Below are 26,652 nucleotides of genomic sequence, written 5' to 3' on the forward strand. Positions count from 1 at the left end.
CTAAGCTGCTGCATTGGTCACTCTTCAAGACTTCTCAAAAATATATTTTTTGTGATATGTCCTGCGAGTGCCCACACAGATTGTCTGATAAATTGTTAAAGAGCAGTTACAACCTTCGCTGCCGTTGCCGGTCTTCTGCGTTGTTGCGAGGCTGCGTATAATACGCTTTCCTCATTTGGTGTCAAGTATTTATTTTCAGACTTTTCACCTTGTTATCTCAGCGGACTTCGCGTCCTGTGCTGTGACAACGGATGCGCATTATAGGGAGTTTTCATCTGACCGCAAGGGGTAATTTATAAAAATGTGCTGACTGCTGATTAATGCAGCAAATCATCCTGTAATCGTCAGTTTTTTCAGCGATTCGAGTCCCAATTGCTGCAAAACAGGCTGTAATTTTTGTGTCGTTTCATCATCCCGCATGCAATACGCCACGTTTTTTTCAGTAGTTAAGTGATGAGGTTTCTCGCTGTTATTGATTAACCACTGCACGCGGCGGGCAATCGCCGCACCGGAATCCACCAGCCGGGTGCCGTCCGGTAATGCCGATTTCAGTTCTTCGGCAATCAGCGGGAAGTGTGTGCATCCCAGCACCACGGTGTCAGGCGGCTCTTTCATATTCCGCCACGGCGCAAGGATAGTTTCCAGGGCACCCGCCGGAATCGCCTCGCCGTACAGTTTGCGTTCCGCAAGTTCGACCAGCTCCGCCGATCCTAATAGTGATACCTGACACTCTGAAGCAAACCGGTCAATCAGTTCCCGGGTGTAAGCCCGTTTTACCGTTGCCCGTGTTGCCAGCAGCCCGACCAGGCCGTTGCGTGTCAGTTTCGCTGCCGGTTTGATCGCCGGAACCACGCCGACCACCGGAATATCAGACATTGCACGCAGTGCAGGCAGCGTAATAGTGCTTGCGGTATTACAGGCAATGACAATCACTGCCAGCGGATGCTGCTGAGCAATCTGACGGACAATCTTAGTCACACGTTCGACAATAAAGGCTTCGGTTTTTTCACCGTAAGGAAATGCCTCATTATCGAATGCATAGATATAGTGGAGATCAGGAAGTAATTGTCTTACTTCCTGATAAACAGATAAACCGCCCATGCCGGAGTCAAACAGCAGTACTGTCGGGCGGGTTTTCGGATCAGAAGTTGTAGCTTCCTGTGAGGAAGTATTCGCGGCCAGCGGTTCGATAGCCATACGCAGTCTCGTAGTCTTTATCAAACAGGTTAGCTACTTTACCACGAATTGTCAGATGGTCAGTGATCGGATATGCAGCTGTGATATCAAAAACACTGGCACCGCCGAGTTTTTGCTTATTCGCCGCATCATCATAACGTTTACCGATATACTGATAGGTCAGCCCCATATCAACCTCGTCCACCGTCCAGTCCAGCTGATATTTAACCTGCTGCTGTGCACGGCGCGCCAGACGCTTATCAGTCTCTTTATCTTTTGCATCCAGATATTGATAAGTCATCTGATGATGGAAAATCCAGGTATCAAATTCTCCCACCCACTCGACACCTTTGATTTTGGCTTTACTGCGGTTGATATAGGTATTCGGTGAACCCATTTCATAGTCAATCAGGTTCTTAATATCATTATGGTAGCCGGTCAGTTGCCAGGAAAGCGGCCCTGTGTTTCCTTCCAGCCCTAATTCCCATTGTTCACTCTCTTCCGGTTTTAAATCCTTATTACCCACTATGGTTCCCCAGTCAAATGTCGTATTAGCATATAACTGTCCCAGCGTTGGTGCTTTAAACCCGGTTGCATAAGAACCGATAATCCGGTACCCATCAACAAACTCCCATCCGGCACTGGTCTGCCATGTAGTATGCCAGTTAAATTCTGAATGATGGTCAGACCGGACGGCGGCCTCAAGAATAACCTTGTCTATTTCCTGCTGTCCGGTCAGATATAAACCGGTATCAGAAATAGATTTACTGTCGGCTATCATTGCGGTGCCGGGTTCCATTTCTTGTTTTTGATAATCAATACCAGCATTGATGCTGCCATATCCGACACGGTAATTATTGCCCCACTGTGCAGAATACTGTTTTGAATTGTCCAGGGTTGCGCCATCACCATAGCGCCCATAACGGTTATCATAGTTATAGTCTTTAACCCGGCTGTAGCTCATGATCAGCTGAGAAGAATAATCCCCCTGATTAAATGTGAGGCCTGCATCATAGGTCCGGTTTTCTAACTCACGGCGATCACTTGCCGGATCAGCGGGTAACGACCACATTTCAGATTTAAATCCGAAATATTTACTGCGGTTATCATAACCATATGCACGTCCGTACACGGCAAACCGATCATCCAGTTTGTGATGCACATCCAGCCAGTAGGTTTTATTCATAAAGCCATAGTCACGGCCGCTTGGTGTGGCGTAACCGTCATAATCACGGCGGATATCAAATCCTTTAGAATAGGTATACGCCGCTGCGGCTGTCACCCGGGTATTTTTACCAATCTGCTGCTGAGTGGTTCCGGTATAATTCTGATAGCCGTGTGAACCAATACCCGCTGTGATATTTGAGCCGATATCATCGCGGATAGTAATTATATTCAGCACACCACCGATGGCATCCGAACCATACACAGCAGAACGTGCACCACGGATATACTCAACCCGTTGTACCAGTGCCACCGGGAACTGATTCAGATCCGGCTGTCCGGAAATGCCGGCATTATTCAGACGGACACCATCTATCAATACCAGTAAATGTTTTGCATCTGTCCCGCGAACCGATACTGTACTGCTCTGACCCAATCCGCCGCTCTGTGTTACATCCACCCCCGGTAACCGGCGCAGAATATCGACAACAGAATTCGACTGCCACTTATCTATCTCTTCACGGGTCACAACGGTTACCGGTGCCAGCACGGACGAAACCGGCTGCTGAAAACGGTTAGCAGAAACAATTATCTGATCATCTTTAGTATTAGCAGAAGCGCTAAACGATAACGCGGAAAACACGGCCAGTCCGACAGCGGACAGCGCATAAGGCGAGGTCATTTTCATTTTTTCCTGAGCACCCACATATATATAAAGAGGATGCCACCCGTCTGCTTTGTAGCGTCAGCAGGACGGACGACAAATCTTCGGCAGGTCTTCGGACTCAGGAGGGTACTACGTGATTCCCCGCAACGACTTCCCGTCATTTATGACAGTGTCATCGTGTTGCTTTTACCATTACCGCTGCGCGCCAGTTCCGGAATTTCACCGGATTCCCTTTTCATTCTTATGAAGAAACCGAGTTATCATGCTACGATCCGGTTTTAAAACCTGTCCAGAATAAGATGTCTGAATTGTCGGGCGGAACACTTTAATCACCAGGACACGAACATTTTTTGTGATCAGCAAAACGGATCGACGCGCCATGCACAACACGTTACCTATTGAAAATTATGAAGAACAACTTGCGGAGAAGGCAAGAAGTCTGCAAACAATGATGCAGCCTTTTCAGGCGCCGGATGCTCACGTATTTGCGTCACCGGTTTCACACTACCGGATGCGCGCTGAATTCCGTATCTGGCATGAAGGGGATGATCTCTGGCATATCATGTTTGATCAGCAGACCAAACAGCGTATCCGGATTGATACCTTCCCGGCCGCGAGCCAGCTGATTAATGACATGATGCAGGCCATTTTGCCGTTACTGAAACAGACCCATCTCCTGCGCCACAAACTTTTTCAGATTGATTATCTGTCGACACGCAGCAACAAAATTATTGTTTCCCTGCTCTATCATAAAAAACTCGATGACAGCTGGACGGAAGCCGCCAAAACATTGCGGGCACAATTGCAGTCACTGGGTTTTGATTTACAGCTGATTGGCCGTGCCTCTAAAACAAAAATCATGCTGGATAATGATTATGTTGATGAAGTTTTACCGGTCGCAGGTAAAGAGATGATTTACCGCCAGGTGGAAAACAGCTTCACGCAGCCGAATGCGGCGGTCAATATCCATATGCTGGAGTGGGCACTTGCCGCGACAGAAGGTTCAGAGGGCGATTTGCTGGAGCTGTATTGCGGCAACGGCAATTTCTCACTGGCACTGGCGCGTAATTTCCGCCGCGTGCTGGCAACCGAAATCGCCAAACCGTCAGTGGCTGCCGCGCAATATAATATCGATGCTAACCATATCGATAATGTGCAGATTATCCGTATGTCCGCGGAAGATTTCACACAGGCAATGCAGGGCGCACGTGAATTTAACCGCCTCGCGGGGATTAATCTGTCCTCTTATGAATGCAATACCATATTTGTCGATCCGCCACGCAGCGGACTGGATGCGGAAACCGTCAAACTGGTTCAGGGCTACGATCGGATTCTGTATATTTCCTGTAATCCGGAAACATTATGTGAAAATCTGGAGACACTGAACCAGACACATGATGTCGTGCGACTGGCGCTGTTTGATCAGTTTCCGTACACCCCGCACATGGAAAGCGGCGTTTTGTTGATCCGGCGCGGATAAGTTGTTACGTGTTTCCCCGGAAAGTTCTTGATCACTGATCAAGAACTTTTTTACTTTATGAGTTTATATCAATTATTTCTTTATGATCTCCGGCTGACGTCCCGGTTTTCTTTATTCATCAGAATGATCCACTGAGGCCGCTGGCAAGCGGTGAAAAATACGTCATAAAGTGACATTTAAATCCTGTAAATATTCATTCAACGAATATTCATTACACTCATAACATTTCAGAGACAAAAAATAACCCTCACGCAATAGATTAACAACCCACCCAAGTCCATTAAAAAAAACGGTTTCGGTAAATAAATATTTAACAATTTACTGTGAGCAGTTCCTGATATTAATTATTCTTCTGAATTTAAGGTCTTATTTTTATTTTCACTCCTCTATACTCGGCCATAAATAATCCCGCAACTTAACCGAAAGGTATTTTTATGTCTCTGAAGAAAATGACGTTAATTTCAGCCGCCCTGTTATTTGGTAGTTTTCAGGCAAATGCACACAATGTTTGGATTGAACAAACTGACGGCTCTGATTATGTTGTCCGTTTTGGTCATAATCCGACAGAAAAATATCCGGAAAATAAATTAAAACCGGTTCAGGCGGTAATGCATGACGGTAAAATGGAAACGGTCAGCACTACCTTTAAAGATGGTGAAGCTTACTTTGTTATGCCTGAGAATGCGTCAATTATATTATTAGGTTACGATAATGGTGTCTGGAGTAAATTAAAGAACGGCCGTACCGTTGAGAAAAATAAAATTGAAGTACCGGATGCTGAGTTCAGCAAGAACCCGATTAAATTCAGCAAAAATATCGTCAAATGGGATGACAATGCCACAAAAGTCTTTAACACCCCGTATGAGCTGGTACCGATGACCAAACCGGTGGCCGGTCAGGAGTTTGAGATCAAAGCCCTGAAAGATGGTCAGCCGCTGGAAGGCATGAAAATCGCCAAAAGCGAAGAAGACCCGGGTGTGCTGACCAATAAAGATGGCCTGGCAAAATTCAAAGCTGAAAAAGGCGCCAATAAAGTTTACGCCGAATACAAACTGGACACACCGGATAATAAAGAATACGGGTTCCAGCAGCTGGAATATGTTTTATCTTTTGACGCTGAGTAATTAAACATTATGAAATCTGTTTATTTATTTGTCATTTTACTGATTAACGGGGTGCTGTTGGCAACAACAGCACAAGCTCACTCCATGCATGTGGTTGCACAGCTGGAAGGGAATGTGATCAGCGGCCAATCGTATTATTCTGATATGTCTCCGGCAAAAGATACTTATGTCGGTACGTATCTGAAAGGCCATGAAGATGATGAAATATCCGGTAAGACCGATGAAAAAGGGTATTTCAAAATCGACGTCCCTGCGACCGGTGATTATATTCTCTATGTTGAAGGTGATGAAGGGCACAAAGTGGAAACGGAAGTGCCGGTTATTTCCGCCACTGCCAATACCGGCAGCGGTGATTCCTCTTCCGGTTATATTCAGATCCGCCAGGATATTGACCAGCTGAAGAATAAGATCTATCTGCAGAATATTCTCGGTGGTGTGGGCTATATCGTGGGTATTTTCGGTGTGATTGCATTCTTCCGTGCCCGTGAATTAACGAAGCAGGCCGCTAAAAACGCCGCATAACAGGAGGAAGACCATGCATTTATCTGAAGGCGTATTACATCTTCCTGTTCTGGCCGGTGCCGGTGTGGTGGCTGCGGCCGGGGTTGCCATTGGCATCCGCCAGCTGGATACCTCGCGTCTGTCACTGGCAGCCCTGTTCGGGGCTGCGTTTTTTGTCGCCGGAACGATTCATGTACCGATCGGGGTCAGCAGTGTGCATCTGATCTTAAACGGACTTGCCGGATTGTTTCTCGGCTGGGCGGTTTTCCCGGCATTCCTGATTGCCCTCGCGCTGCAGGTGCTGTTTTTCTCCTTCGGCGGCTTCGCGGTTCTCGGGGTTAACCTGTGTAATATTTCCATTCCGGCGCTGCTGGTCTATTACCTGTTCCGGAACTCCCTGCGTCCGGGGCTGAGTCAGGGACGTCTGGTTTATCTCGGGGTCATGGCCGGGGTTATCGGTACGCTGGGTACGGTGTGTCTGACCTCACTGGCACTGGTGCTCGACAGCGGTAAATCCTATATCGATCTGGTCTGGCTGCTGTTTATCGGACACCTGCCGATTTTTGTCACCGATTCCCTGATCAGTGTGGGAATTCTGCTGGCGCTGGCAAAAATGCGTCCGGCTTCCCTGATGGTCAATCAGCCCGGGCAGCATACCTATGGATAAATGGCTGCCTCCCCACCGGCGCCTGCTTCTTGCGGTTCTCTGGGCTTTTCTGCTCAGCGGTATCCGGCAGACCGACTGGCTTATCGCCGGTCTGTCGGGTGCTTTTCTGCTGTTTGTTGTCTGCCGCCGCCGTCAGTTGGGCCGTTCACTGCTGACGGTGCTGAAACTGAATATTTTTATTCTGTTTGTCTGGCTGACACTGCCGTGGAAAATTGAAAGCCAAGGCATTGTCCAGTCGCCGGCCGGGGTATTTCTCGCTCTGCAAATCACGCTGAAAATGAATGCGATTCTGCTGTTTGTCTCTGCAATGCTGACAAACATGACAGATATCGATCTGGCGTGTGCGGTGAAACGTTACCCCCTGCCCGACAAGCTGATAAAGCTGTTTATTCTGACTATCCGCTATATCGCGATTTTCAGTGAAACCAAACAACAGCTTGAAACGGCCATGAAAGCACGGGGATTCCGCAGAGGGATGAATAAACGGACATTTACCATGTTATCCCAGCTGGTCGCCCTGCTGCTGATCAAAGCCATGCACAAAGCGGAAACCACTGAAATGGCGCTGAAAGCCCGGGGTTTTTACGCGCGTCCGTCTTCTGTTAATACAAAAAGGTCTGTTAATGACGTCCCCAAATCCCCTGATTCAGGTCAGCAATCTGGTTGTCAGCCGCAACAATGCGCCGATAATTCAGGATCTGAGCTTTGAACTGAACGCCGGAGAACGGCTTTTTCTGTGCGGTGATATCGGCAGCGGGAAATCGACCCTGCTGCACACACTGTTAGGTTTTATCCCGTTCACCGGAGATATTTCGGTTTTCGGTAAATCCCGTCATTCCGAAGATGATTTCACCGGGGTGCGCGGCCCGCTGGGATTGCTGTTTCAGCATCCGGATGATCAGTTGTTCGGCCCGGGTGTGCTGGATGATGTGATGTTTGGTCCGCTGAATATGGGAATGACACAGGATGCCGCACGGGAGCGCGCTTTACAGTGTCTGGAAATGCTGGATATTGTCCGCCTGAAAGACCGTGCTGTGACTGAGATTTCCGGTGGTGAGAAAAACTTTACCGCGCTGGCCGGTGTGCTGGCAATGTCACCGTCTGTTCTGCTGCTGGATGAACCGACCAACGGCCTGAATGAGAAAAATATTCAGCGTCTGGAAGCGATTCTTACACAGCTGAATCTGCCAATGATTGTTGCCTCGCATAATCAGCAGTTCACGCAGCGGATGGCGCACCGCGTGATCCCGTTTCCCTGCCGTGCCTGATACGGATACTAAAAAGCCGGTCAGTGACCGGCTTTTCATCGTCTTTCTGACACCAATTACTCTGTCACTTCATCTTGTCCGGTGGCACGGCGCTGCTTCATCGCCCGGTAGAGCCACACGGCAATAATCACAATAAAGACAGCAGAAAAGTAGTTTGACCCGGCTTCCGGATATTCGGCACGCATCAGGGCGTTATAGGCGAACAACCCCAGGAAGAACGTACCGGTTACCAGTTTCGGCATACCTTCCGGCAGCATCTGGTTGAGGTAGCGCTGATGGAAACAATAGACCGCAAGGCACAATGCCAGAACCGGAAACACCGAAAAATGGACTGCGGAATTAAAAAGTGCTGAAAAAGTACCGTGTACTGAAAGCCCGACAATAAACGCGAGCAGTAAGGTTCCTTTGTCACGGCGATACTGTTCCGTCATAACGTTCTCCTTGATGATGAGTGCTAGATTAATGGGGTGTAATCGGGGTCATGCATTTTCTCTTGTTCGCGGCGGTACCAGTAATATGCGCCTCTGGCGATCATCCGCAGCTGTAATACCAGCCGCTCTTCCAGGTACGCCCGCTTTTCCAGATCAATATCCAGTGCTTCCGCACCGGCGCTGAAAACGATGGTCACCATCGATTCTGCCTGTAATTCAGTAAACTGACGCGGCATTTTACTTTCCAGTTCCAGATAGTCTGCCAGTTCTGCAATAAAATGCTGGATTTCCCGTGCGACCGCTGCACGGAATTCTGCGGATGTCCCGGAGCGCTCACGCAATAATAACCTGAAAGCGTTGGGGTTATTACCGATAAACTCCATAAATGTCGCAACTGATGTCCGGATCACACTCCCGCCTTTGGCGATACGCTGACGCGCCTGGCGCATCAGCTGGCGCAGCATCAGCCCGCTCTCATCCACCATCGTCAGCCCCAGCTCATCCACATCCTTGAAATGACGGTAAAAAGAGGTCGGGGCGATCCCGGCTTCACGGGCGACCTCGCGCAGGCTCAGACTGGTGAAGCTGCGCTCGGCGCTGAGCTGGCTGAAGGCAGCTTCAATCAGGGCCCGGCGGGTTTTTTCTTTCTGTTTTGCTCTTACACCAATCACGTTACTCACGGAATTCAGACTCTCAATTTATTCAGACGGATCAATATAACAAACTTAATACTTTTTTCAGTGATGATTAGCTTATGGCCGGTGAAATTCCCGAAAAAAGATTTTCCGAAGTGTGACCTGTAAACCTTACTAATCATAGGCTGATTTTCCATCTGATGTTAAGATGATGTTGTTAATTTATGTATAAACAGGTTATTTCTCATATGCAACAGAACCAGTTTGATGCCATTGTCATCGGCTCCGGCCCGGGTGGCGAAGGTGTGGCAATGGGACTTGTGAAGCAGGGAAAACGGGTTGCCGTAATTGAGCGTTATGATGACGTCGGCGGCGGCTGTACCCACTGGGGAACGATTCCTTCCAAAGCACTGCGCCACGCCGTCAGCCGTATTATCGAATTTAACCAGAATCCGCTGTACAGTGATAACTCCCGGGTTCTGAAATCGTCATTTTCTGAGATCCTGGCTCACGCCGGCCGCGTCATTACCCAGCAAACCGGCATGCGCCGTGGTTTCTATGAGCGCAACGGCTGCACCATGTTCTGCGGTGAGGCCAAATTCACCGAAGAGGGTGATGTCCGTGTGCGCTACAGCGACGGCAGCTGCGATATTCTCCGTGCAGAGAATGTGGTTATTGCCACCGGCTCGCGCCCGTACTGCCCGCCGGATGTGGATTTCAGCCACTCCCGCATCTATAACAGCGACACCATTCTGTCACTGACACACGAACCGCGCCATGTCATCATTTATGGTGCCGGGGTTATCGGCTGTGAATATGCCTCTATTTTCCGCGGCCTGAGTGTGAAGGTGGATCTGATCAACACCCGCGACCGCCTGCTGGCGTTTCTCGACCAGGAGATGTCGGACGCCCTCACCTATCACTTCTGGAACAACGGCGTGGTTATCCGCCAGAATGAAGAGTATGAGCGGATTGAGGGCACGGATGACGGTGTGATTATTCACTTCCGCTCCGGAAAAAAAGTGAAAGCGGACTGCCTGCTCTTTGCCAACGGTCGCACCGGTAACACCGATAATCTCGGTCTTGAGCATGTCGGGATCACCGCTGACAACCGGGGTCTTATCAGTGTCAATGATACCTATCAGACCAGCAACCCGGCGATTTATGCGGTCGGGGATGTTATCGGCTACCCGAGCCTCGCCTCGGCGGCTTATGACCAGGGGCGGATTGCCGCCCGTGCTATCACCCATGACGGCAATGCACCGCTGCATCTGATAGAGGATATCCCGACCGGGATTTACACCATTCCGGAAATCAGCTCAGTCGGTAAAACAGAGCAACAGCTGACGGCGATGAAGATCCCGTATGAAGTGGGCCGGGCGCAGTTCAAACACCTGGCACGGGCACAAATCGCCGGGCTGGATGCAGGCAGCCTGAAAATTCTGTTCCACCGCGAAACCCGGCAGATTCTGGGGATCCACTGCTTCGGCGAACGTGCAGCTGAGATTATCCATATCGGCCAGGCGATTATGGAACAAAAAGGTGAAGGTAATACCATCGATTATTTCGTCAATACCACCTTCAACTACCCGACAATGGCGGAAGCCTACCGGGTTGCCGCACTGAACGGGCTTAACCGCTTATTTTAAGCGGCAGGCTCCTGCTGATAATAAGCGCACATTTTTGCACGGATAGCCTCTGCCAGCTGGCTGTAACGGCTGCGCAGCGGCGACCCCGGACGGTATACCAGGATCACTTCACGGAACGGTTCCGGATTAGTGCAGGAGAGATAGCACACGCCGTCGCGCTTGTGCTCCGGCGGAATCGCCAGATCCGGCAGTAACGTGATACCACTGCCTGCCGCCACCATATTGCGCAGGGTTTCCATACTCGTTGCCCGGAAGTGGGTATCTTCCCGCGCGCCGGCCTGGAAACAGAATCCCATCGCCTGATCACGCAGACAGTGCCCGTCTTCCAGCATCAGCAGTTTTTCCCCTGCCAGTTCATGCATTTCCACTTCCTGGCGGGATGCCCACGGATGTTCATCATAAATCGCCAGTTTCATCGGCTCATTAAACAGCGGCTCTTCAATAAAGCTGCCGGTTTCTTTTACCCGCGCCAGAATCGCGCAGTCCAGTTTCCCGCTGTCCAGTTGCGCCAGCAGCTGATGGGTCTGGGCTTCATGCAGATACATTTCGAGCTTCGGCCATAACCGGTGCAGTTCCGGAATGATATGCGGCAGCAGATACGGAGCGATAGTCGGGATCAGCCCGATATGCAGCGGCCCCGCCATGCTTTCCCCCTGAAGGGAGGCCATTTCCTCAAGGATTTTCACCTCCCGCAGAATGGTCCGGGCCTGATCCACCAGCAGCATTCCCTGCTGGGTAAACAGGACCTTGCGGCTGGTGCGCTCCAGCAGCATCACACCCAGTTCATCCTCGAGCTTGCGGATCTGTCCGCTCAGTGTCGGCTGGCTGACATGACAGGCATCTGCCGCGCGGCGAAAGTGATTATGCTCAGAAAGTGCCACCAGATATTCCAAATCCCGGATATTCATGCCTGTGTCTCCGTCTGCGATTAATAGATAAAATCAATTGATAACTATCATAACGCAACTGCATTGTTAGTCGAGCTTAAATCACAGGCAGGATACAAGCGTAAACTGATGTTCAGGTGTTCCCGTCAGTTCAGATAAAAAATTCCGGTTATCTCTGAAAAATACTATACTGAAAAAGATAGTATTTCCAATCACACAAAATACGTTAATTTACTTGGTTGATATATTACAAATAAAAGGATTTTAAATGTCAGATCTAATGGATTTATGCAATGCAGACAGCAATGAAAATTATCCAAAATGGGGAGTGATTGATGCCGCATGGTGGCAAACATTTGGAGGGGACGATTACCTCAATAAATATAAAGACAGCTACCTTATTTATCACAAATCGAGTATAAAAAAAATAGCATCACAATATAAAATACCTGCTGACTTATTAGGAAGTGTAGCCCGAATAGAAGCTGGCGGAAAACCTGATGGAGTAAAACAATATGTTGTTCTTCCGATCAGGCAACTTGATTATTCAGGCCCTGATTGGATTGACAAACATCTCACAATGACAAACCCGCCTGAGAATACATCTATCGGTATAGTTGCAATACAAATAAGAATAATAAGTGAAATGTTTGGTAAGAATCCGGAGAAACTAAGCATCAATGATGTCAACTACATATCCAATTGCTTACAAAAGGATATTTTTAACCTGAATGTTGTTGCAAAGCATCTTCACGACCTGATTGTTTATGATTTCCCTGATATTGATACAACAAATTTAACTGATGAACAATTCATCATTGCCGGCTCAAGATACAACAGAGGGAAAGAACGTAATTTAAATGATTTCAAACAATCCATTAATGCAGACACAAGCGATTACAGCTCAAGAGTGTATACTTCATATGGAAGAACGATGCTGAGAAACAGAAATAAAGTAAAAGCATTACTTGAAATTAAATAAATGGAGTAAACATGAAATTACTACTGATAGCCTATACTTTTATTTCATTATTAATAATAAAAATATTTACATCTTCAGATTATGAATCGTTATTAAGTGATGGTATTTACAGCGTCTGTGAACTACCAAAAGATAATGATTCAATATCCTATTTTTTGCCGATCCTGTGTTTCGTGCCATTTTTATTTCTCAAGAGAAATAAACTATTTTACCTGTCACTTTCATTTATTCTGATTTATTACATATGGAGAATCTGGCTCAGATTTTTATTTTGTTAGAATTATGTATTAATCGTGACCTGCGATGTTTTACCGGCTACAGCCAACACACCGCAGAACATAACCGGAAAAAGTCAGATATATCACTGTTGAAGTGCCGGGATGATTACCCGGCACTGGCCGGTGTTGCTACCGGTAAGCGTATGCCTTTACATCACTATTCCGCATTAACCGGTAAGAAAGTGCGACTGTGAGACCGGAGGCGGCGATATACACCCCGGCATATGTCAGGTTATATGACACCAGCCAGCCGATAATTAACGGGGTAAATCCGCCGATCAGGGTGGATGCCAGGTTATAACCCAGACTTAAAGTAGTGGTATGACCACGGGAAATACCGGCAATCACCGATGCCAGTGTGCAGGAGATACAGGACGCATTAATGGTCAGAATCAACTGAGCGGTAATCACCAGGGCGGTGTGTTCGCTGCTGAGTAAGAAATAAAGCGGGACAGAAAAAATGACCAGTGCCGCTGACGCGCTTTTAAACACTTTCTCTGCCGAGCTGTATTTATCCGTCAGCCACCCGCAGGTCAGAATACAGAACAGATATAAACAGGATGAAAAAATCGCATAACTGCTTTTCAGGGATTCCGCCCCGATATGATCCCGTACAAGTGAAGAAGACATGTTATATGAATAGAATACCGCAGATCCCGGCACGGTCATCAGGAAAATCAGTAATGCCCGCAGGCCGTCAACACGCTTTGTGATAACAGATTGTACCGGTAGTGCAGGTAACCTGGTGCGGAACCAGAAACTCATAATAATATTGAGCACCCCGACCAGCAACGGGATCCGCCAACCGACAGTTTGCATCATCTCCGGTGTGAGCATATTTTCCAGTATCAGCACTAATCCGAGAGACACAATAACGCCGGTAACAGAACTGCCGACAATCAGGGCGGAAATTCTGGCATATTCATTTTTCTTTGCATCACTGAATAAATATGTCATCAGCGACGGATTTTCTCCGGCAAAACTGAAAGACAACACCATCTGCAGCAGCAGAATCGCAATCGGTGTATAAGAACCCAGCAAATGAACGGGTAACAGCGCCATACATAATGTTGCAACGCCGGTAAGCTGGCTGGTTAAAACCAATGCCGCTTTTTTCCCTGCTCTGTCCGCATAACGTCCGATAATATAGCCGCCGATCGGACGTGCCAGAAAACGCAGCGCAAATATTCCCCAGACCATTTCGGTCGCTGATTCATAGCCCAGCCTTTCAAGCTCAGCACTGAGGTATACGGAGATTGCAGCAAAAACCGCGATATCGTAATACTCCAGTGCATTCCCTGCCACGGCACCCAGCCGGTATCTCCATTTCATTCTCTGTTCCCTTTGCTCCTGACAAAGATGGGCTGCCCGGCAGCCCGCTCTGTTATTGTGTTATTTATACAGATGGCTTACGGCAGGCTTACCAGGGTATCCAGACACGCCAATGTGATCCCGTTTTCTTTCAGCGCATTAAACACCCCGCCGGACGATGCATGCGGGCAGCCCAGTTTTTCTTTAATCTGCTGAATACGTTTATGCTCTGATGCTTCTGAACACCCTTGTATCGCGCTGATCTCTTTTATTTTACGATGGGATAATAATAACCGGATGGTGAGAATTTCTTTGCGGGTAAAACGGATATTACCGAAGCGCATATATTGGTGGATATCTAAAATATCAGCAGAGTCATTGTTTACCTGATCATTTTCATTAGCAGACGTATTTATTTCTGCCCGCAATGGTAAAATCAATTCTTCTTTCTTTTTCCAGAGTCTGTCTGCGTAATCAGAAATAACCGGTTTCCATTTATAGATGGTCATCATATCCGCGACAGATAATTTTTTTCCTGAATTGATGGACACAATCTCAAATAAATCGCCGTGCTTCGTACAGAAATCCACTTTAAACTGACTATTTTTCCCTTTCCGTAAAACCGCTCTGTACTCATCACTGTAGTTCCTCCAGTACTGAATTCCGGCACTCAGGCGTTCCCCGATACGTAAATCCATATCATCCCCCCAGAATGTCAGTAACCAATCATAGTCACTGGATAAGACATTGACAGATTTGTCAGAAAGATTAATTCTGGAATAATTAATCCCCATATCATTCCAGTCAAAATATTGAGAAAAATCATTTGTCAGATTATTACATAATTCTTCCATTGCGATACTTTGAATATTCATATTATTCCCTGTGCAAGTGAGTATTTGTTAAATCACTTTAATATTTAGCATAGTAAAACAATATTTCAACCCCTCATTTTATCTGTATTTTAAAATTTATAATTTAGTCTACCCTTTAATTTCAGTACTAATATTACTAATTAGCATGATATTAAATAATCACCAAATTTAGTCAGATTAATTAATAAAGGAATAAATATGCATAAAGCACAAGACTGGCATCCGGCGGATATTATTGCCCTTGCCCGGCGCTGGCCGAAAGGCGAAAAGATTATTGCGGATTTCCTGAATGTATCACCGGCCGACATCTGGCCTTCGCGTTACAGGCAAAAAATATACTGATGATAATAAATAAAAACCCCGGATCACGGGGAACAGAGCGTGATCCGGGGACAATGCATTATGTTACGCCAGTTTCAGCCGGATTTTGGCTTCACTGATGGCCGCCGCCACCTGCTCCGGTGAAACACCGCCTTTCGCGCAGCGTTTTTCCAGGCAGGACTGAAGCGACAGGATGTCATACACATCCAGTGCAATTACCGGGCTGAATTCCTGCAATTCTGTCAGCGGCATTTCTTCCAGTGCCACGCCTTTTGCTATCGCGCCGACCACCACTTCACCGACAATATGATGCGCCTCGCGGAACGGAACACCGTTTGCCACCAGGTAATCCGCCAGTTCTGTCGCGTTGGCATAGCCCTGTTTGGCGGCTTCCTCGCAGCGCGGACGTTTCACCTGAATACCTTCCAGCACCAGGGCCGCCATATGCAGGCAGTCCAGCCAGCTGTCGAGTGCATCAAACAGCCCCTCTTTGTCTTCCTGCATATCCTTGTTATAGGCAAGCGGCAGGCCTTTGAGGGTCATCATCATACCGGTCAGCGCACCCTGCACCCGGCCGCATTTACCACGGATAAGCTCAAGGGCATCCGGGTTTTTTTTCTGCGGCATCAGGGAAGAGCCGGAGGTGACACGATCAGATAACTCAATAAACGCCGCTTCGCCGCTGTTGAAGAAAATCATATCTTCAGCAAAACGGGAGAGATGGATCATGCTGATCGCCGCATCACTGAGCAATTCCAGTACATGGTCGCGATCAGATACACTGTCGAGACTGTTGCGGGTCGCACCGGCGAATCCCAGCCAGCCGGCCAGCTGTTCCCGGTCGATGGCATACGCGGTTCCGGCCAGTGCGCCCGAGCCGAGCGGGCTGTAATCAAAGCGCGCCAGGGCATCACGGACACGGCTTTCATCCCGCGCCAGCATTTCACTGTACGCCAGGCACCAGTGAGCAAATGTCACCGGCTGTGCCCGCTGTAAATGCGTATAGCCCGGCATCACCGCGTCCTGATTCTGCTCCGCCGTCAGCACCAGTGCCTGCTGTAATTCCTGTAATGCCGCGAGGATCTGACTGACCGCCTCTTTGCACCACAGTTTTAAATCAGTCGCCACCTGGTCGTTACGGCTGCGTCCGGTGTGGAGTTTTTTCCCCAGATCGCCGACTTTAGCGATAAGTTTACCTTCCACCCAACTGTGAATATCTTCCGCATCACTGCGCAGAATGGCACGCGGGTCGGCCTGTACTTCCGCCAGCAGCTCATTCAGTGCCTGCTCCAGCGCCGCCTGCTCCTGTGCGGTCAGCACATTAACCGTCACCAGTGCTTTCGACCAGGCCACAGAGCCGGTAATGTCCTGCTCCGCCAGACGATAGTCGAATCTCAGCGAATCGTTGAATTGTTTGAACCGTTGATCTGCTTCCTGACTGAAGCGTCCGCCCCACAGTGCCATACTTTTTCCCTTTCTTTCTGTTTTTAATGATAAATCAGTCTGATGCACGTCCTTGTGCATAATCTCCCTGTCTCCCGCCGGTTATTTCTGTGCTTTCAGCGCACGGATCCGCGAGGAGAGTGAATACAGACGGATAAAGCCGCCCGCATGGCTGTGGTCATAGACTTCATCTTCGCCGAACGTGGCGAACTCTTCAGAGTAGAGGCTGTTGGCGGATTGTTTCTGGATCGCCGTGACCTGTCCTTTATAGAGTTTCAGCACCACTTCACCGCTGACCTCTTCCGCCAGGGAATCTGCAGCAGCCTGAATGGATTTACGCAGCGGGGCAAACCAGCGACCGTCATACACCACATAGGACATTTCCAGGCCAATCTGCTGACGCCATTTGAAACTGTCACGGTCAAGGATGATCTCTTCCAGTCCGCGCAGTGCCGCCATCATGATGGTGCCCCCCGGGGTTTCATAACAACCACGGGATTTCATTCCCACCAGCCGGTTTTCCACAATATCGATCCGGCCGATACCGTGTTTCGCACCCAGTTCATTCAGGGCATTCAGGCAGTTATACGGAGACAGCGCTTTGCCGTTCACGCCGGTAACTTCACCGGCCTTAATGGTGACAGTGACCAGCTCCGGCTGATCCGGCGCTTCCTGCGGATCGGCAGTCCACACCCAGCAATCCGCATTGGACTGATTCCACGGGCTTTCCAGTACGCCGCCTTCGGTGGAGATATGCCATGCGTTTTCATCACGGCTGTAGATTTTTTCCAGGGACGCGGTGGTCGGGATATTACGGACTTTCAGATAATCCAGCAGCGCCTCACGGGAACGCAGATCCCACTCACGCCACGGCGCAATCACTTTCAGCTGTGGTGCCAGGGCGGTGTAGGTGCCCTCAAAGCGCACCTGATCATTCCCTTTACCGGTCGCACCGTGTGCCAGGGCATCCGCGCCGACTTTCAGCGCCAGTTCCACCTGAGCTTTGGCGATAATCGGCCGTGCCATCGAGGTACCGAGCAGATATTTTCCTTCATACAGTGCGCCGCTTTTCAGCACCGGATAGACAAAATCTTTAATAAATTCTTCGCGCAGATCGACGACATAGCAGGAAGATGCGCCGGAGTTCAGTGCTTTCTGCTCGACACCGTCGAGGTCTTCCGCGCTCTGGCCGATATTAGCGACAAATGCCACTACTTCGCAGTTGTCATAATGCTCTTTCAGCCACGGAATAATCGCCGATGTATCCAGGCCGCCGGAGTAAGCCAGTACGATTTTTTTAATGCCTGTTTTTTTTGCCTCTGTCATAACCCTGTCCTTTCAGTAAATGTTATCCGCCGCTGCGGAGTGATTCTGCCAATATGCTGATAATCCGGATTACGCGGAAATCCGCGTGCCGATGGCTTCGCCATCAAATAATAAATGCAGTTGATCCGCATGACGCCAGGAGGCGATATCCACCGGCCGCCCCAGTGTGGCGGAGGCTTCCAGCGCCGCATTCACTTTCACAATCATGCCGTCGGTGATAATGCCGTCGCCGATCAGTTTCTGTGCATATACTCCATCGAGTGTTTTGATTTTCTGGCCTTTGCCGTCCAGGATGCCGCTGACATCCGACAGCAGGACCAGATCCGCGCCCAGCGTTTCTGCAATGGCGGTCGCCGCCTGATCCGCATTCACATTCATCAGCAGCCCGTCTTCCGTGATACCGATAGAACTGACGACCGGCAGAAAACCGTTGTTCAGTAACAGATTCAGCAGAACCGGGCTGCCGGGCTCCGCTTTGCCGACATGGCCCAGCTCGTCACTTAGTGGTGTGACTTTCACACTCTGGCCATCCCCGAGACACAAGCCGGTGCCGTTAAGCTGATAACGGGTCGCCCACGCCAGCAGAGTTTTGTTGGCACTGCCCGCCAGCGCCCCGGTGATAATGTCTATCTGATCCGCCGGCGTGACCCGCAGTCCCTGTTTTTTCACCACCGGTAACTGTAATTTCGCCATCAGTTCATCCACCACGCAGCCGCCGCCGTGAACGATGACAATGCGACGGTTATTCGACGCCCGGTATGCGGCCAGTGCGGTGAACAGACGCCCCAGCGCTTCTTCGCTGTCCAGTAACACGCCGCCTAATTTGATGACTAATGGTTCCATTTCCGTTTTCCGTCAGATAAAAGAGTAAGTCGTGCTGTCTGCTTACTGTGGCAGCAGAGACAGCGTTTCATTAAAGCCAAAACGAATATTCATGCACTGAACCGCCTGAGCCGCCGCCCCTTTGAGCAGATTATCCTCTGCACCGACGACAATCAGATGATCCCTCTGCACGGCAAAACCCAGGTCGCAGAACGGCTGACCAACAACCGCATTCAGTGCCGGTACGCCGCGGTCATACACCCGCACCAGTGGTTTATCGTCATAAGCGCGGTGATAGGCTGCACTGACCTGCTCTGCGGTCACACCGCTTTTCAGTTTGCAGGTAATGGTTGCCAGAATTCCGCGCTTAAAATTGCCGAGATGCGGGGTAAAGATCACCGGTGTCCCGAGATGTGCAGAAATTTCCGGCTGGTGCCGGTGAGTAAACAGCCCGTAGGGTTGCAGACTCACCTCACAAAAACTGTTATTCAGGGCGGCTTTACGCCCGGCGCCGCTCACGCCGCTGGTGGCATTGATCACCGGCCATTGGGTCAGATCCAGTAAGTCATTATCCAGCAGTGGTTTCAAAGCCAGCTGGGAGACCGTCGGATAACAGCCCGGCACTGCAACCAGCTGCGCGGTACGAATTTTGTCACGCTGCCATTCCGCCAGCCCGTACACCGTCTGAGCCAATAAGGCGGTATGTTTGTGTTCAAATCCGTAGTATTGTGGGTAAAAATTATCCTGCTGAACGCGGTAAGCGCCTGAAAGATCAAACACCGTGCAACCCGCCGCAAGGAAAACCGGCACGAGGTCATGGCTGACTTCATGGGCGGTTGCCAGGAACACCACATCGGTATTTTGTGCAACGACAGCCGGGTCTGTCAGCGGCGTCAGCGGCAGATCCACCAGGCCCCGGAACTGCGGATGCAGATCCGAAAAGCATTTTCCGGCGTCCGCACTGTTGGCGGATACCATCAGGCCGGTCAGCTCCGTCTGCGGGTGGCGTTGGATATAAGCAGCGAGCTCTGCTCCGGTATATCCGCTGGCACCGATAATCAGCGTTTTCAACATATGTTATCTTCACCTTGTACCTGAAACACAAACAATGTATTTTTATTCACATAAACTGCATGAATATTGATACTATTATGACTAAAGGCTGTCAACAGTGAATATTAAATTACCTGCATTTATTGAGATTTATCGTCAGCTCATCGCGGCCCCTTCCATCAGTTCCACGGAAGCAGAATCGGATCAGAGTAATGAAACGGTGATCAATCTGCTGGCGACCTGGTTTGAAACCCTGGGGTTTGATGTCGAAGTGCAACCTGTTCCGGAAACACGCGGCAAATTCAATCTGCTTGCCAGTCTCGGCGACGGTGACGGCGGTCTGCTGCTGTGCGGTCACACCGATACCGTTCCGTTTGATGAAGGGCGCTGGAGCAAAGATCCCTTCACCCTGACAGAGCAGAACAACAAGCTGTACGGGCTGGGAACAGCGGATATGAAGGGCTTTTTCGCCTTTATCCTCGACGCGCTGCGTGATATCAGTGTGAAGGATTTGCAGCACCCGCTCTATATCCTCGCCACCGCAGATGAAGAGACCACCATGGCCGGGGCGCGCTATTTCGCCGCCAATGCTGCAATCCGCCCGTCCTTTGCCATTATCGGCGAACCCACATCGTTACAGCCGGTGCGGGCGCACAAAGGTCACCTCTCCAATGCTATCCGCATTACCGGCCAGTCCGGTCACTCCAGTGATCCGGCGCGCGGCGTCAATGCGATTGAGCTGATGAATGAATCCATCACGCACCTGATGTCGCTGCGTAACGAGCTGAAAGAAAAATTCAATAACCCGGCGTTTGTCATTCCGTATCCGACCATGAATTTCGGTCATATTCACGGTGGTGATGCGGCAAACCGTATCTGCGGCTGCTGTGAATTACATATGGATATCCGCCCGCTGCCCGGTATGACCCTCAGTGATATCGATGACATGCTCAATGCGACGCTGGAGCCGGTAAAACAACGCTGGCCGGGGCGTCTGGCTATTGAGGCACTGCATGCGCCGATTCCGGGTTACGCCTGCCCGACGGATCATAAAATGGTCGGTGTGATTGAAAATCTGCTCGGCGAAAAAGCGCAGACCGTAAATTACTGCACCGAAGCACCGTTTATTCAGGATCTGTGCCCGACCCTGGTGCTCGGTCCCGGTTCAATTGAACAGGCGCATCAGCCGGATGAGTTTCTCGAAACCCGCTTTATTGAGCCGACCCGCGAGCTGCTGACTCAGCTTGTCACCCATTTCTGCTGTAAAGACCCGGCATAATCTTCTCAGCGGACAGCCTGCCTGTCCGCTGCTTTTCCCTCATCATGACGAACTTTCATACAGTGCGTGAGAAAACCTCACCCGCACTGTGACAATTAGTGGTTGACGTTTAACCAACTCATCCCGTAATCTACATCCAGACGTCTAAACGTATAGACACTTAAATAATCACGTGCCGGGATATATCCGCCACGGACGACCGCGGGGGCAGCGATGAGTTTTTTACATATAGACCAGCACGAAGCACTGAATCAGAACCTGGCAGAACTGGCCGGTCGTGTGGCCGTATCCTTTGAATTCTTTCCGCCGGGCACACCGGAAATGGAAAAAACCCTGTGGCAATCCATCGAACGCCTCAGTGTGCTGAAGCCTAAGTTTGTTTCCGTCACGTACGGGGCGAACTCCGGTGAGCGGGATCGCACGCATTCGGTGATTAAAAATATCAAAGAGAAAACCGGACTTATCGCCGTTCCGCACCTGACCTGTATTGATGCCACCCGTGATGAGCTGAAAACTATCGCCAAAGATTACTGGGATAACGGTATCCGCCATATTGTGGCACTGCGCGGTGATCTGCCGGATAACAGCAGCAAACCGGATATGTATGCCGCTGACCTGGTCGGTTTGTTAAAATCAGTCGCCGATTTTGATATTTCCGTCGCCGCTTATCCGGAAGTGCATCCGGAAGCGCGCAGCGCGCAGTCGGATCTGATTAACCTGAAAAAGAAAATTGATGCCGGTGCTGACCGCGCTATCACGCAGTTTTTCTTTGATGTCAGCACCTATCTGCGTTTCCGTGACCGCTGCGCGGCGGCAGGAATTGATGTGGAGATTGTGCCGGGTATTCTGCCGGTCTCTAACTTTAAACAGTTACAGCGTTTTGCCGGCATGACTAACGTCCGCATCCCGGGCTGGCTCGGCACCATGTTTGAAGGGCTGGATGATGACCCGGAATCCCGCAAGCTGGTCGGGGCTTCCGTGGCAATGGAGATGGTGAAACTACTCAGCCGTGAAGGCGTGAAAGATTTCCACTTCTACACCCTGAACCGTGCGGAACTGACTTACGCTATCTGCCATACCCTGGGTGTCCGCCCGGCGGCCTGTGTGGCATAACACCGCACTCAATAAAGCCCCTGTGATTTTACCGGGGCTTTACAACAATACCTGTCAGTAATTATTCAGTGAATAAAATGAAATATCTTTCATTAATTCCAGCTGAATAATATCTGTCCCTTCTAACACCGGCCCGTGCTCAGCCTCATTAATATCATGAGCGATTAATATTTCAGAAATCACGGCGTTTTTTATCTTATCCCCATAGTCTTCAACTATCTCTGCAAATTCAGTTCCCCGGAGAGATTTACTGTCTGAACCTTTTTCAGCCATCTCCATCACAGTCCGTATTTTTTCCAGCATTTCCGGTGAGACTTTCTGTTCATACAGCTCACTGCTCAGCATGTCATACAGTTCCTGAGCGGAGTACTCCAATCCTTCCAGATCAGACCATCTGCTGATAGCGTAGCTGCCGGGCACACCTTGTTCACGTCTGTCAGAAATCTCAACAGTCGATGTTATATTAAGTTTTTTTACACAGTCTCCTGTGAGACCTTCAGTATAATACTCCCGCTTCACCAGTGTTTGCGCCAATAATGCACCGCACGCAGTCATGATATTATACTCTTTCTGTTCTCTGCACCCCGCGAAGATTGTCTCATCGCTGTTAGCAACCGCGATACACTTATCTGCTGTCATTTGAAAAGCACCACGGTCCTTCTCTGTAATCTGATTTACAGATTTTTCACCCAATCTTTGCTGCACTATTCCATTTAACTCCACGATTTCTTACCTATTTAATTAAAAAAGAATAAATAATAAGGAATGAAATCGTTGCCGTATTTTAATAAACCACCATTTGCTTTTGATAAAAAATACGGGTTACACACTTTCGTCTGTAACCCGTATCAAAAAACAATGTTTTTATGAGAACTCTTTAAATGCCTTTAATGTATTCGCCGCATACATCACCGATGGTCCGCCGCCCATGGCAACCGCGACACCCAGCGCTTCCGCCAGTTCCTGCTCCGTAACACCCAGTTCGACCCGCGTTTTGGTATGAAAACCAATGCAGCCATCACAGCGGTTTGCGACCGCGATCCCTATCATAATAAGTTCTTTGGTTTTTTTATCCAGAGCACCATCAGCGGTACTGGCACCCACCAGACCGGAAAATGCTTTCATGACTGCCGGAATATCCTTGCTCAGATCCTGCATATTGCCTGAGATCTCTTTCATTATTTCCTGATAATAAGACATGCTCACCCATTATAATATAATATATGTTTTTATATTATATAAAGTGACGGTGAATGCAATGCCGTTTTTCGTAAACACACTTCTGTGTTGTGTTACACCCGCTGATTTTCCATAAAAAATGGCCGCGATTGCGGCCATCTCCGGAGAAAAAGAAAATAGACTGATATCAGCCGGTGTTGCGCATCCCGGCGGCAATACCGGCGATAGTGACCATCAGTGCCTGCTCTACCTGCGGATCAGACTGATCACATTCGCGTGAGCGGTGCAGCAGTTCAGCCTGCAGGACGTTCAGCGGATCGGTATACACGTTACGCAATGCGATAGATTCCGCAATCCACGGCAGATCCGCCATTAACTGCTCATCTTTGGAAATCATCAGGACACTCTTAATATCCTCTGATAACTGTTCGCGCAGTTTTGCTCCCAGCGGCCACAAACGCGGCTCCACCAGACGCTGGTCATAGTATTCCGCCAGCCATAAATCGACTTTGGCGAACACCATTTCCAGCATACCGATGCGGGTTCTGAAGAATGGCCACTGATAATACATCACTTCCAGCATGGCCCGGTTGCCTTCATCCACCGCCGTTTTCAGTGCCGCACCCGCGCCGAGCCAGGCCGGCAGCATCAGGCGGTTTTGCGACCAGGCAAAAATCCACGGGATCGCACGGAGTGTTTCCACACCGCCGGTCGGGCGGCGTTTTGCCGGACGGGAGCCCAGCGGTAATTTGCCCAGTTCCTGCTCCGGTGTGGCTGCACGGAAATACGGGACAAAATCCGGCTGTTCGCGGACATAGTCGCGGTACATCTCACAGGAGACATCAGAGAGGCGATCCATCACTGCGGCCCACTCCGGTTTAGGCTCCGGCGGCGGCAGCAGATTCGCTTCCAGGCTGGCACTGGCGTACATGGCCAGGCTGCTGATAGTGACCTGCGGCAGACCGAACTTAAAGCGGATCATCTCACCCTGCTCTGTCACACGCAGACCGCCTTTCAGGCTTCCCGGCGGTTGTGAGAGCAGTGCAGCGTGAGCCGGTGCACCGCCACGACCGATGGTGCCCCCGCGACCGTGGAACAGCGTCAGTGTCACGCCTTCACGGGCGCAGACTTTAATCAGTGCATCCTGAGCGCGGTACTGTGCCCAGGACGCCGCCATTACCCCGGCATCTTTGGCTGAATCCGAATAACCGATCATCACCATCTGACGGTCATTAATCAGGTTACGGTACCAGTCGATGCTCAGCAGGCGGGTGATGACACTCTCTGCATTATTGAGGTCATCGAGGGTTTCAAACAACGGTGCGACCGGCAAGGTGACCGGGCTGCCGGATTCTTTGAGCAGCAGTTTGACCGCCAGGACATCCGACGGCACTTTTGCCATCGAAATCACATAGGAGGCGACAGAATTTTCCGGTGATTCAGCGATCACCCGGCAGGTATCAAAGACTTCACGCGTTTCATTGCTGCACTGCCAGTTCTGCGGTACCAGCGGACGCTTTGACTGCAGTTCACGCAGCAGGAATTCCTGTTTTTCCTCTTCCGGCCAGGCGGCGTAATCCCCGAGGCCGAGGTATTGCGTCAGTTCAGACAGTGCTTCGGTATGGCGGGTACTTTCCTGGCGCACATCAATACGCACCAGCTGCAGGCCGAAACAACGGATACGGCGCAGCGTATCCAGCAACTGACCGTTGGCAATAATCTTCATGCCGCACTCAACCAGTGAGCGGTAGCAAAGATAGAGCGGTTCCCATAACTCTTCGTTATCAGTCAGCAGGTTATCCGGTTTAATCGCCGGTTCACCGGCCAGGCAGCGCTCCAGATAGTCCAGTGTGCTTTTCAGACGGGCGCGCAGTTGTTTGGTGATGACGCGGTACGGCTCGGCGGCATCCTCTCCCACACGCTCACGCAGCTCCGGTGTGCATTCGCTCATGGAGAGCTCAGAAACCAGTACCTGGATATCATTATAAAACAGATCCGCGGCCTTCCAGCGGCTGAGGGTCAGCACGCGCCGGGTGATATCTGCCGTGACATTCGGGTTACCGTCGCGGTCACCGCCCATCCAGGAGGTAAAGCGGATCGGTGTGGCTTCCACGGACAGGTTGTAATCCAGAGATGCCTCGAGCTGCTCATTAAACTCGCGCAGAAACGCCGGAACCCCTTCCCACAGACTGTTTTCCACCACGGCAAAGCCCCACTTCGCTTCATCAAGCGGCGTCGGACGGTCTTTGCGGATTTCATCGGTATGCCAGGCCTGTGCCACCAGCTGACGCAGACGGCGCATAATACGATCATGCTCATAATCAGCCAGGTCATCGTGATCCAGTTGTGCAAGACAGGTATTCACCGCCACCAGTTTGTGGATCAGGGTACGGCGGGCAATTTCTGTCGGATGCGCGGTCAGCACCAGCTCAATGGAGAGCTCATCCACGGCCCTGCACATCTCTTCATTCGTAAAGTTTTTGGCTTTCAGCTGATCAAACAGCGCCGCCAGGGCAACCGGATTACTGGCCGCCTCACCGTGCGGCGAAATGCTGTGATACTGCTCCGCCACGTTGGTTAAATTCAGGAACTGGTTAAATGCGCGGGCAACCGGCAGCAGTTCTTCATTGGATAGATTTTGCAGTGTCATCAGCAGCTTCTGCCGCTGGATTTCATTACCGGCCTGTGACGCTTTGGATAACTTACGGATGGATTCTACTTTTTCGAGAATATGTTCACCCTGGGCCTCTTTGATCGTGTCTCCGAGGAGTTTCCCGAGCATACTGACGTTACTGCGCATTGCGGAATATTGTTGATTCATACGACCCCTGACCCTTATTGACGGCAGAATCCTATGACCGCCGGTGAGGAACTTTCAGCCGGCAGTTCTCTGTCCTGTACATCTTAGTGATTTCATACGACGGATTAATTCTTATTTTGTGACGCCGTTCCCTTGCATTTACCTCTGCCCTATATTCATATCAAAAAAAACGCGCTTTGAAAGGACTTTATCAGATTTAA

The 26,652-nt window shown here is 49.9% G+C and carries 26 protein-coding genes and 1 riboswitch; of the genes, 12 read left to right on the forward strand and 14 right to left on the reverse strand.

The window, feature by feature from the left end:
- Positions 1 to 330: 330 nt before the first annotated feature.
- Positions 331 to 1,197 carry a glutamate racemase gene (gene murI / locus ACF8OF_RS01495; protein ID WP_392495484.1) on the reverse strand — a complete coding sequence of 289 codons (867 nt, stop codon included), beginning with the start codon at positions 1,195 to 1,197 and terminating at the stop codon, positions 331 to 333.
- Positions 1,142 to 3,028 (reverse strand): TonB-dependent vitamin B12 receptor BtuB, encoded by a 1,887-nt coding sequence (gene btuB / locus ACF8OF_RS01500; RefSeq protein ID WP_392495485.1) that lies wholly within the window; start codon positions 3,026 to 3,028, stop codon positions 1,142 to 1,144. Before btuB ends, murI begins: the two co-directional genes overlap by 56 nt.
- A 64-nt stretch (positions 3,029 to 3,092) precedes the next feature.
- A riboswitch (cobalamin riboswitch) is annotated at positions 3,093 to 3,279 on the reverse strand.
- Between the two features lie 107 nt (positions 3,280 to 3,386).
- Here btuB and trmA point away from each other — a divergent pair.
- The 6 genes from trmA (at position 3,387) to ACF8OF_RS01530 (ending at position 8,047) form a co-directional block, all read left to right on the forward strand.
- Complete coding sequence (trmA, locus tag ACF8OF_RS01505) at positions 3,387 to 4,487, forward strand: tRNA (uridine(54)-C5)-methyltransferase TrmA (protein ID WP_392495487.1); 1,101 nt, start codon at positions 3,387 to 3,389, stop codon at positions 4,485 to 4,487.
- A gap of 434 nt (positions 4,488 to 4,921) precedes the next feature.
- The gene (locus ACF8OF_RS01510) at positions 4,922 to 5,611 is read left to right on the forward strand and encodes a DUF4198 domain-containing protein (protein ID WP_392495489.1); all 690 of its coding nucleotides are present in this window, start codon (positions 4,922 to 4,924) and stop codon (positions 5,609 to 5,611) included.
- A gap of 51 nt (positions 5,612 to 5,662) precedes the next feature.
- Entirely contained in the window at positions 5,663 to 6,133 is a 471-nt protein-coding gene (locus ACF8OF_RS01515; protein WP_262864605.1) for an Additional component NikL of nickel ECF transporter, read from the forward strand.
- Positions 6,134 to 6,146: 13 nt separating this feature from the next.
- Entirely contained in the window at positions 6,147 to 6,779 is a 633-nt protein-coding gene (cbiM, locus tag ACF8OF_RS01520) for a cobalt transporter CbiM (protein WP_004237994.1), read from the forward strand.
- Entirely contained in the window at positions 6,772 to 7,488 is a 717-nt protein-coding gene (locus ACF8OF_RS01525) for an energy-coupling factor transporter transmembrane component T family protein (RefSeq protein WP_392495491.1), read from the forward strand. Before cbiM ends, ACF8OF_RS01525 begins: the two co-directional genes overlap by 8 nt.
- Positions 7,403 to 8,047, forward strand: coding sequence for an energy-coupling factor ABC transporter ATP-binding protein (locus tag ACF8OF_RS01530; RefSeq protein WP_262883151.1), 645 nt, complete (start codon positions 7,403 to 7,405; stop codon positions 8,045 to 8,047). The genes ACF8OF_RS01525 and ACF8OF_RS01530 overlap by 86 nt, the downstream gene beginning before the upstream one ends.
- Before the next feature lie 56 nt (positions 8,048 to 8,103).
- Here the strand turns inward: ACF8OF_RS01530 and ACF8OF_RS01535 are convergent, their stop codons facing one another.
- Both ACF8OF_RS01535 and fabR read right to left on the reverse strand, forming a co-directional pair.
- Entirely contained in the window at positions 8,104 to 8,478 is a 375-nt protein-coding gene (locus ACF8OF_RS01535) for a YijD family membrane protein (protein WP_046892928.1), read from the reverse strand.
- Positions 8,479 to 8,501: 23 nt separating this feature from the next.
- The gene (fabR, locus tag ACF8OF_RS01540) at positions 8,502 to 9,158 is read right to left on the reverse strand and encodes an HTH-type transcriptional repressor FabR (RefSeq protein WP_262860765.1); all 657 of its coding nucleotides are present in this window, start codon (positions 9,156 to 9,158) and stop codon (positions 8,502 to 8,504) included.
- A gap of 203 nt (positions 9,159 to 9,361) precedes the next feature.
- On the opposite strand from fabR, the gene sthA reads away from it, so the two are divergent.
- Positions 9,362 to 10,762 carry a Si-specific NAD(P)(+) transhydrogenase gene (sthA, locus tag ACF8OF_RS01545; protein WP_392495492.1) on the forward strand — a complete coding sequence of 467 codons (1,401 nt, stop codon included), beginning with the start codon at positions 9,362 to 9,364 and terminating at the stop codon, positions 10,760 to 10,762.
- Here sthA and oxyR read toward each other — a convergent pair.
- The gene (oxyR, locus tag ACF8OF_RS01550) at positions 10,759 to 11,670 is read right to left on the reverse strand and encodes a DNA-binding transcriptional regulator OxyR (RefSeq protein WP_004236590.1); all 912 of its coding nucleotides are present in this window, start codon (positions 11,668 to 11,670) and stop codon (positions 10,759 to 10,761) included. The two genes, sthA and oxyR, sit on opposite strands and share 4 nt — an antisense overlap.
- Before the next feature lie 247 nt (positions 11,671 to 11,917).
- Here oxyR and ACF8OF_RS01555 point away from each other — a divergent pair, with 247 nt between their 5' ends.
- The gene (locus ACF8OF_RS01555; RefSeq protein WP_262860766.1) at positions 11,918 to 12,631 is read left to right on the forward strand and encodes a hypothetical protein; all 714 of its coding nucleotides are present in this window, start codon (positions 11,918 to 11,920) and stop codon (positions 12,629 to 12,631) included.
- A gap of 11 nt (positions 12,632 to 12,642) precedes the next feature.
- Positions 12,643 to 12,909, forward strand: a complete 267-nt coding sequence (locus ACF8OF_RS01560) for a DUF2645 family protein (protein WP_369414854.1) — start codon at positions 12,643 to 12,645, stop codon at positions 12,907 to 12,909.
- Positions 12,910 to 13,038: 129 nt separating this feature from the next.
- On the opposite strand, the gene ACF8OF_RS01565 is transcribed toward ACF8OF_RS01560, so the two are convergent.
- Both ACF8OF_RS01565 and ACF8OF_RS01570 read right to left on the reverse strand, forming a co-directional pair.
- Positions 13,039 to 14,241, reverse strand: a complete 1,203-nt coding sequence (locus ACF8OF_RS01565; RefSeq protein WP_392495493.1) for an MFS transporter — start codon at positions 14,239 to 14,241, stop codon at positions 13,039 to 13,041.
- Positions 14,242 to 14,318: 77 nt separating this feature from the next.
- Positions 14,319 to 15,095: a helix-turn-helix transcriptional regulator gene (locus tag ACF8OF_RS01570; protein WP_392495494.1), complete on the reverse strand. Its 777-nt coding sequence runs from the start codon at positions 15,093 to 15,095 to the stop codon at positions 14,319 to 14,321.
- A gap of 198 nt (positions 15,096 to 15,293) precedes the next feature.
- Here ACF8OF_RS01570 and ACF8OF_RS01575 point away from each other — a divergent pair, with 198 nt between their 5' ends.
- Entirely contained in the window at positions 15,294 to 15,437 is a 144-nt protein-coding gene (locus ACF8OF_RS01575; RefSeq protein ID WP_392495495.1) for a transcriptional regulator, read from the forward strand.
- 63 nt (positions 15,438 to 15,500) lie between these two features.
- On the opposite strand, the gene argH is transcribed toward ACF8OF_RS01575, so the two are convergent.
- The 4 genes from argH to argC all read right to left on the reverse strand — a co-directional run bounded on the left by argH (position 15,501) and on the right by argC (position 20,081).
- The gene (gene argH, locus ACF8OF_RS01580; RefSeq protein WP_392495496.1) at positions 15,501 to 16,880 is read right to left on the reverse strand and encodes an argininosuccinate lyase; all 1,380 of its coding nucleotides are present in this window, start codon (positions 16,878 to 16,880) and stop codon (positions 15,501 to 15,503) included.
- An 81-nt stretch (positions 16,881 to 16,961) separates the two neighbouring features.
- Positions 16,962 to 18,185, reverse strand: a complete 1,224-nt coding sequence (locus ACF8OF_RS01585) for an argininosuccinate synthase (protein WP_025151960.1) — start codon at positions 18,183 to 18,185, stop codon at positions 16,962 to 16,964.
- 69 nt (positions 18,186 to 18,254) lie between these two features.
- Positions 18,255 to 19,028, reverse strand: a complete 774-nt coding sequence (gene argB, locus ACF8OF_RS01590; RefSeq protein WP_392495497.1) for an acetylglutamate kinase — start codon at positions 19,026 to 19,028, stop codon at positions 18,255 to 18,257.
- A 42-nt stretch (positions 19,029 to 19,070) separates the two neighbouring features.
- On the reverse strand, positions 19,071 to 20,081 hold the full coding sequence (gene argC, locus ACF8OF_RS01595) for an N-acetyl-gamma-glutamyl-phosphate reductase (protein WP_392495498.1): 1,011 nt from the start codon (positions 20,079 to 20,081) through the stop codon (positions 19,071 to 19,073).
- A gap of 97 nt (positions 20,082 to 20,178) precedes the next feature.
- Here argC and argE point away from each other — a divergent pair, with 97 nt between their 5' ends.
- Both argE and metF read left to right on the forward strand, forming a co-directional pair.
- A complete protein-coding gene (gene argE / locus ACF8OF_RS01600) occupies positions 20,179 to 21,339 on the forward strand; it encodes an acetylornithine deacetylase (protein ID WP_392495499.1) in 1,161 nt (386 codons plus the stop codon).
- 213 nt (positions 21,340 to 21,552) lie between these two features.
- A complete protein-coding gene (gene metF / locus ACF8OF_RS01605; protein WP_392495500.1) occupies positions 21,553 to 22,452 on the forward strand; it encodes a methylenetetrahydrofolate reductase in 900 nt (299 codons plus the stop codon).
- A gap of 54 nt (positions 22,453 to 22,506) precedes the next feature.
- Here the strand turns inward: metF and ACF8OF_RS01610 are convergent, their stop codons facing one another.
- The 3 genes from ACF8OF_RS01610 to ppc all read right to left on the reverse strand — a co-directional run bounded on the left by ACF8OF_RS01610 (position 22,507) and on the right by ppc (position 26,452).
- Positions 22,507 to 23,175, reverse strand: coding sequence for a hypothetical protein (locus ACF8OF_RS01610; RefSeq protein ID WP_279797195.1), 669 nt, complete (start codon positions 23,173 to 23,175; stop codon positions 22,507 to 22,509).
- Positions 23,176 to 23,316: 141 nt separating this feature from the next.
- A complete protein-coding gene (locus ACF8OF_RS01615) occupies positions 23,317 to 23,652 on the reverse strand; it encodes a carboxymuconolactone decarboxylase family protein (protein ID WP_392495502.1) in 336 nt (111 codons plus the stop codon).
- 166 nt (positions 23,653 to 23,818) lie between these two features.
- Positions 23,819 to 26,452, reverse strand: a complete 2,634-nt coding sequence (gene ppc, locus ACF8OF_RS01620; RefSeq protein ID WP_279797197.1) for a phosphoenolpyruvate carboxylase — start codon at positions 26,450 to 26,452, stop codon at positions 23,819 to 23,821.
- Between the last annotated feature and the right edge of the window lie 200 nt (positions 26,453 to 26,652).

It is taken from the genome of Morganella sp. TYF_1, from assembly GCF_043105645.1.
GTDB classification, from domain to species: Bacteria; Pseudomonadota; Gammaproteobacteria; order Enterobacterales; family Enterobacteriaceae; genus Morganella; species Morganella morganii_B.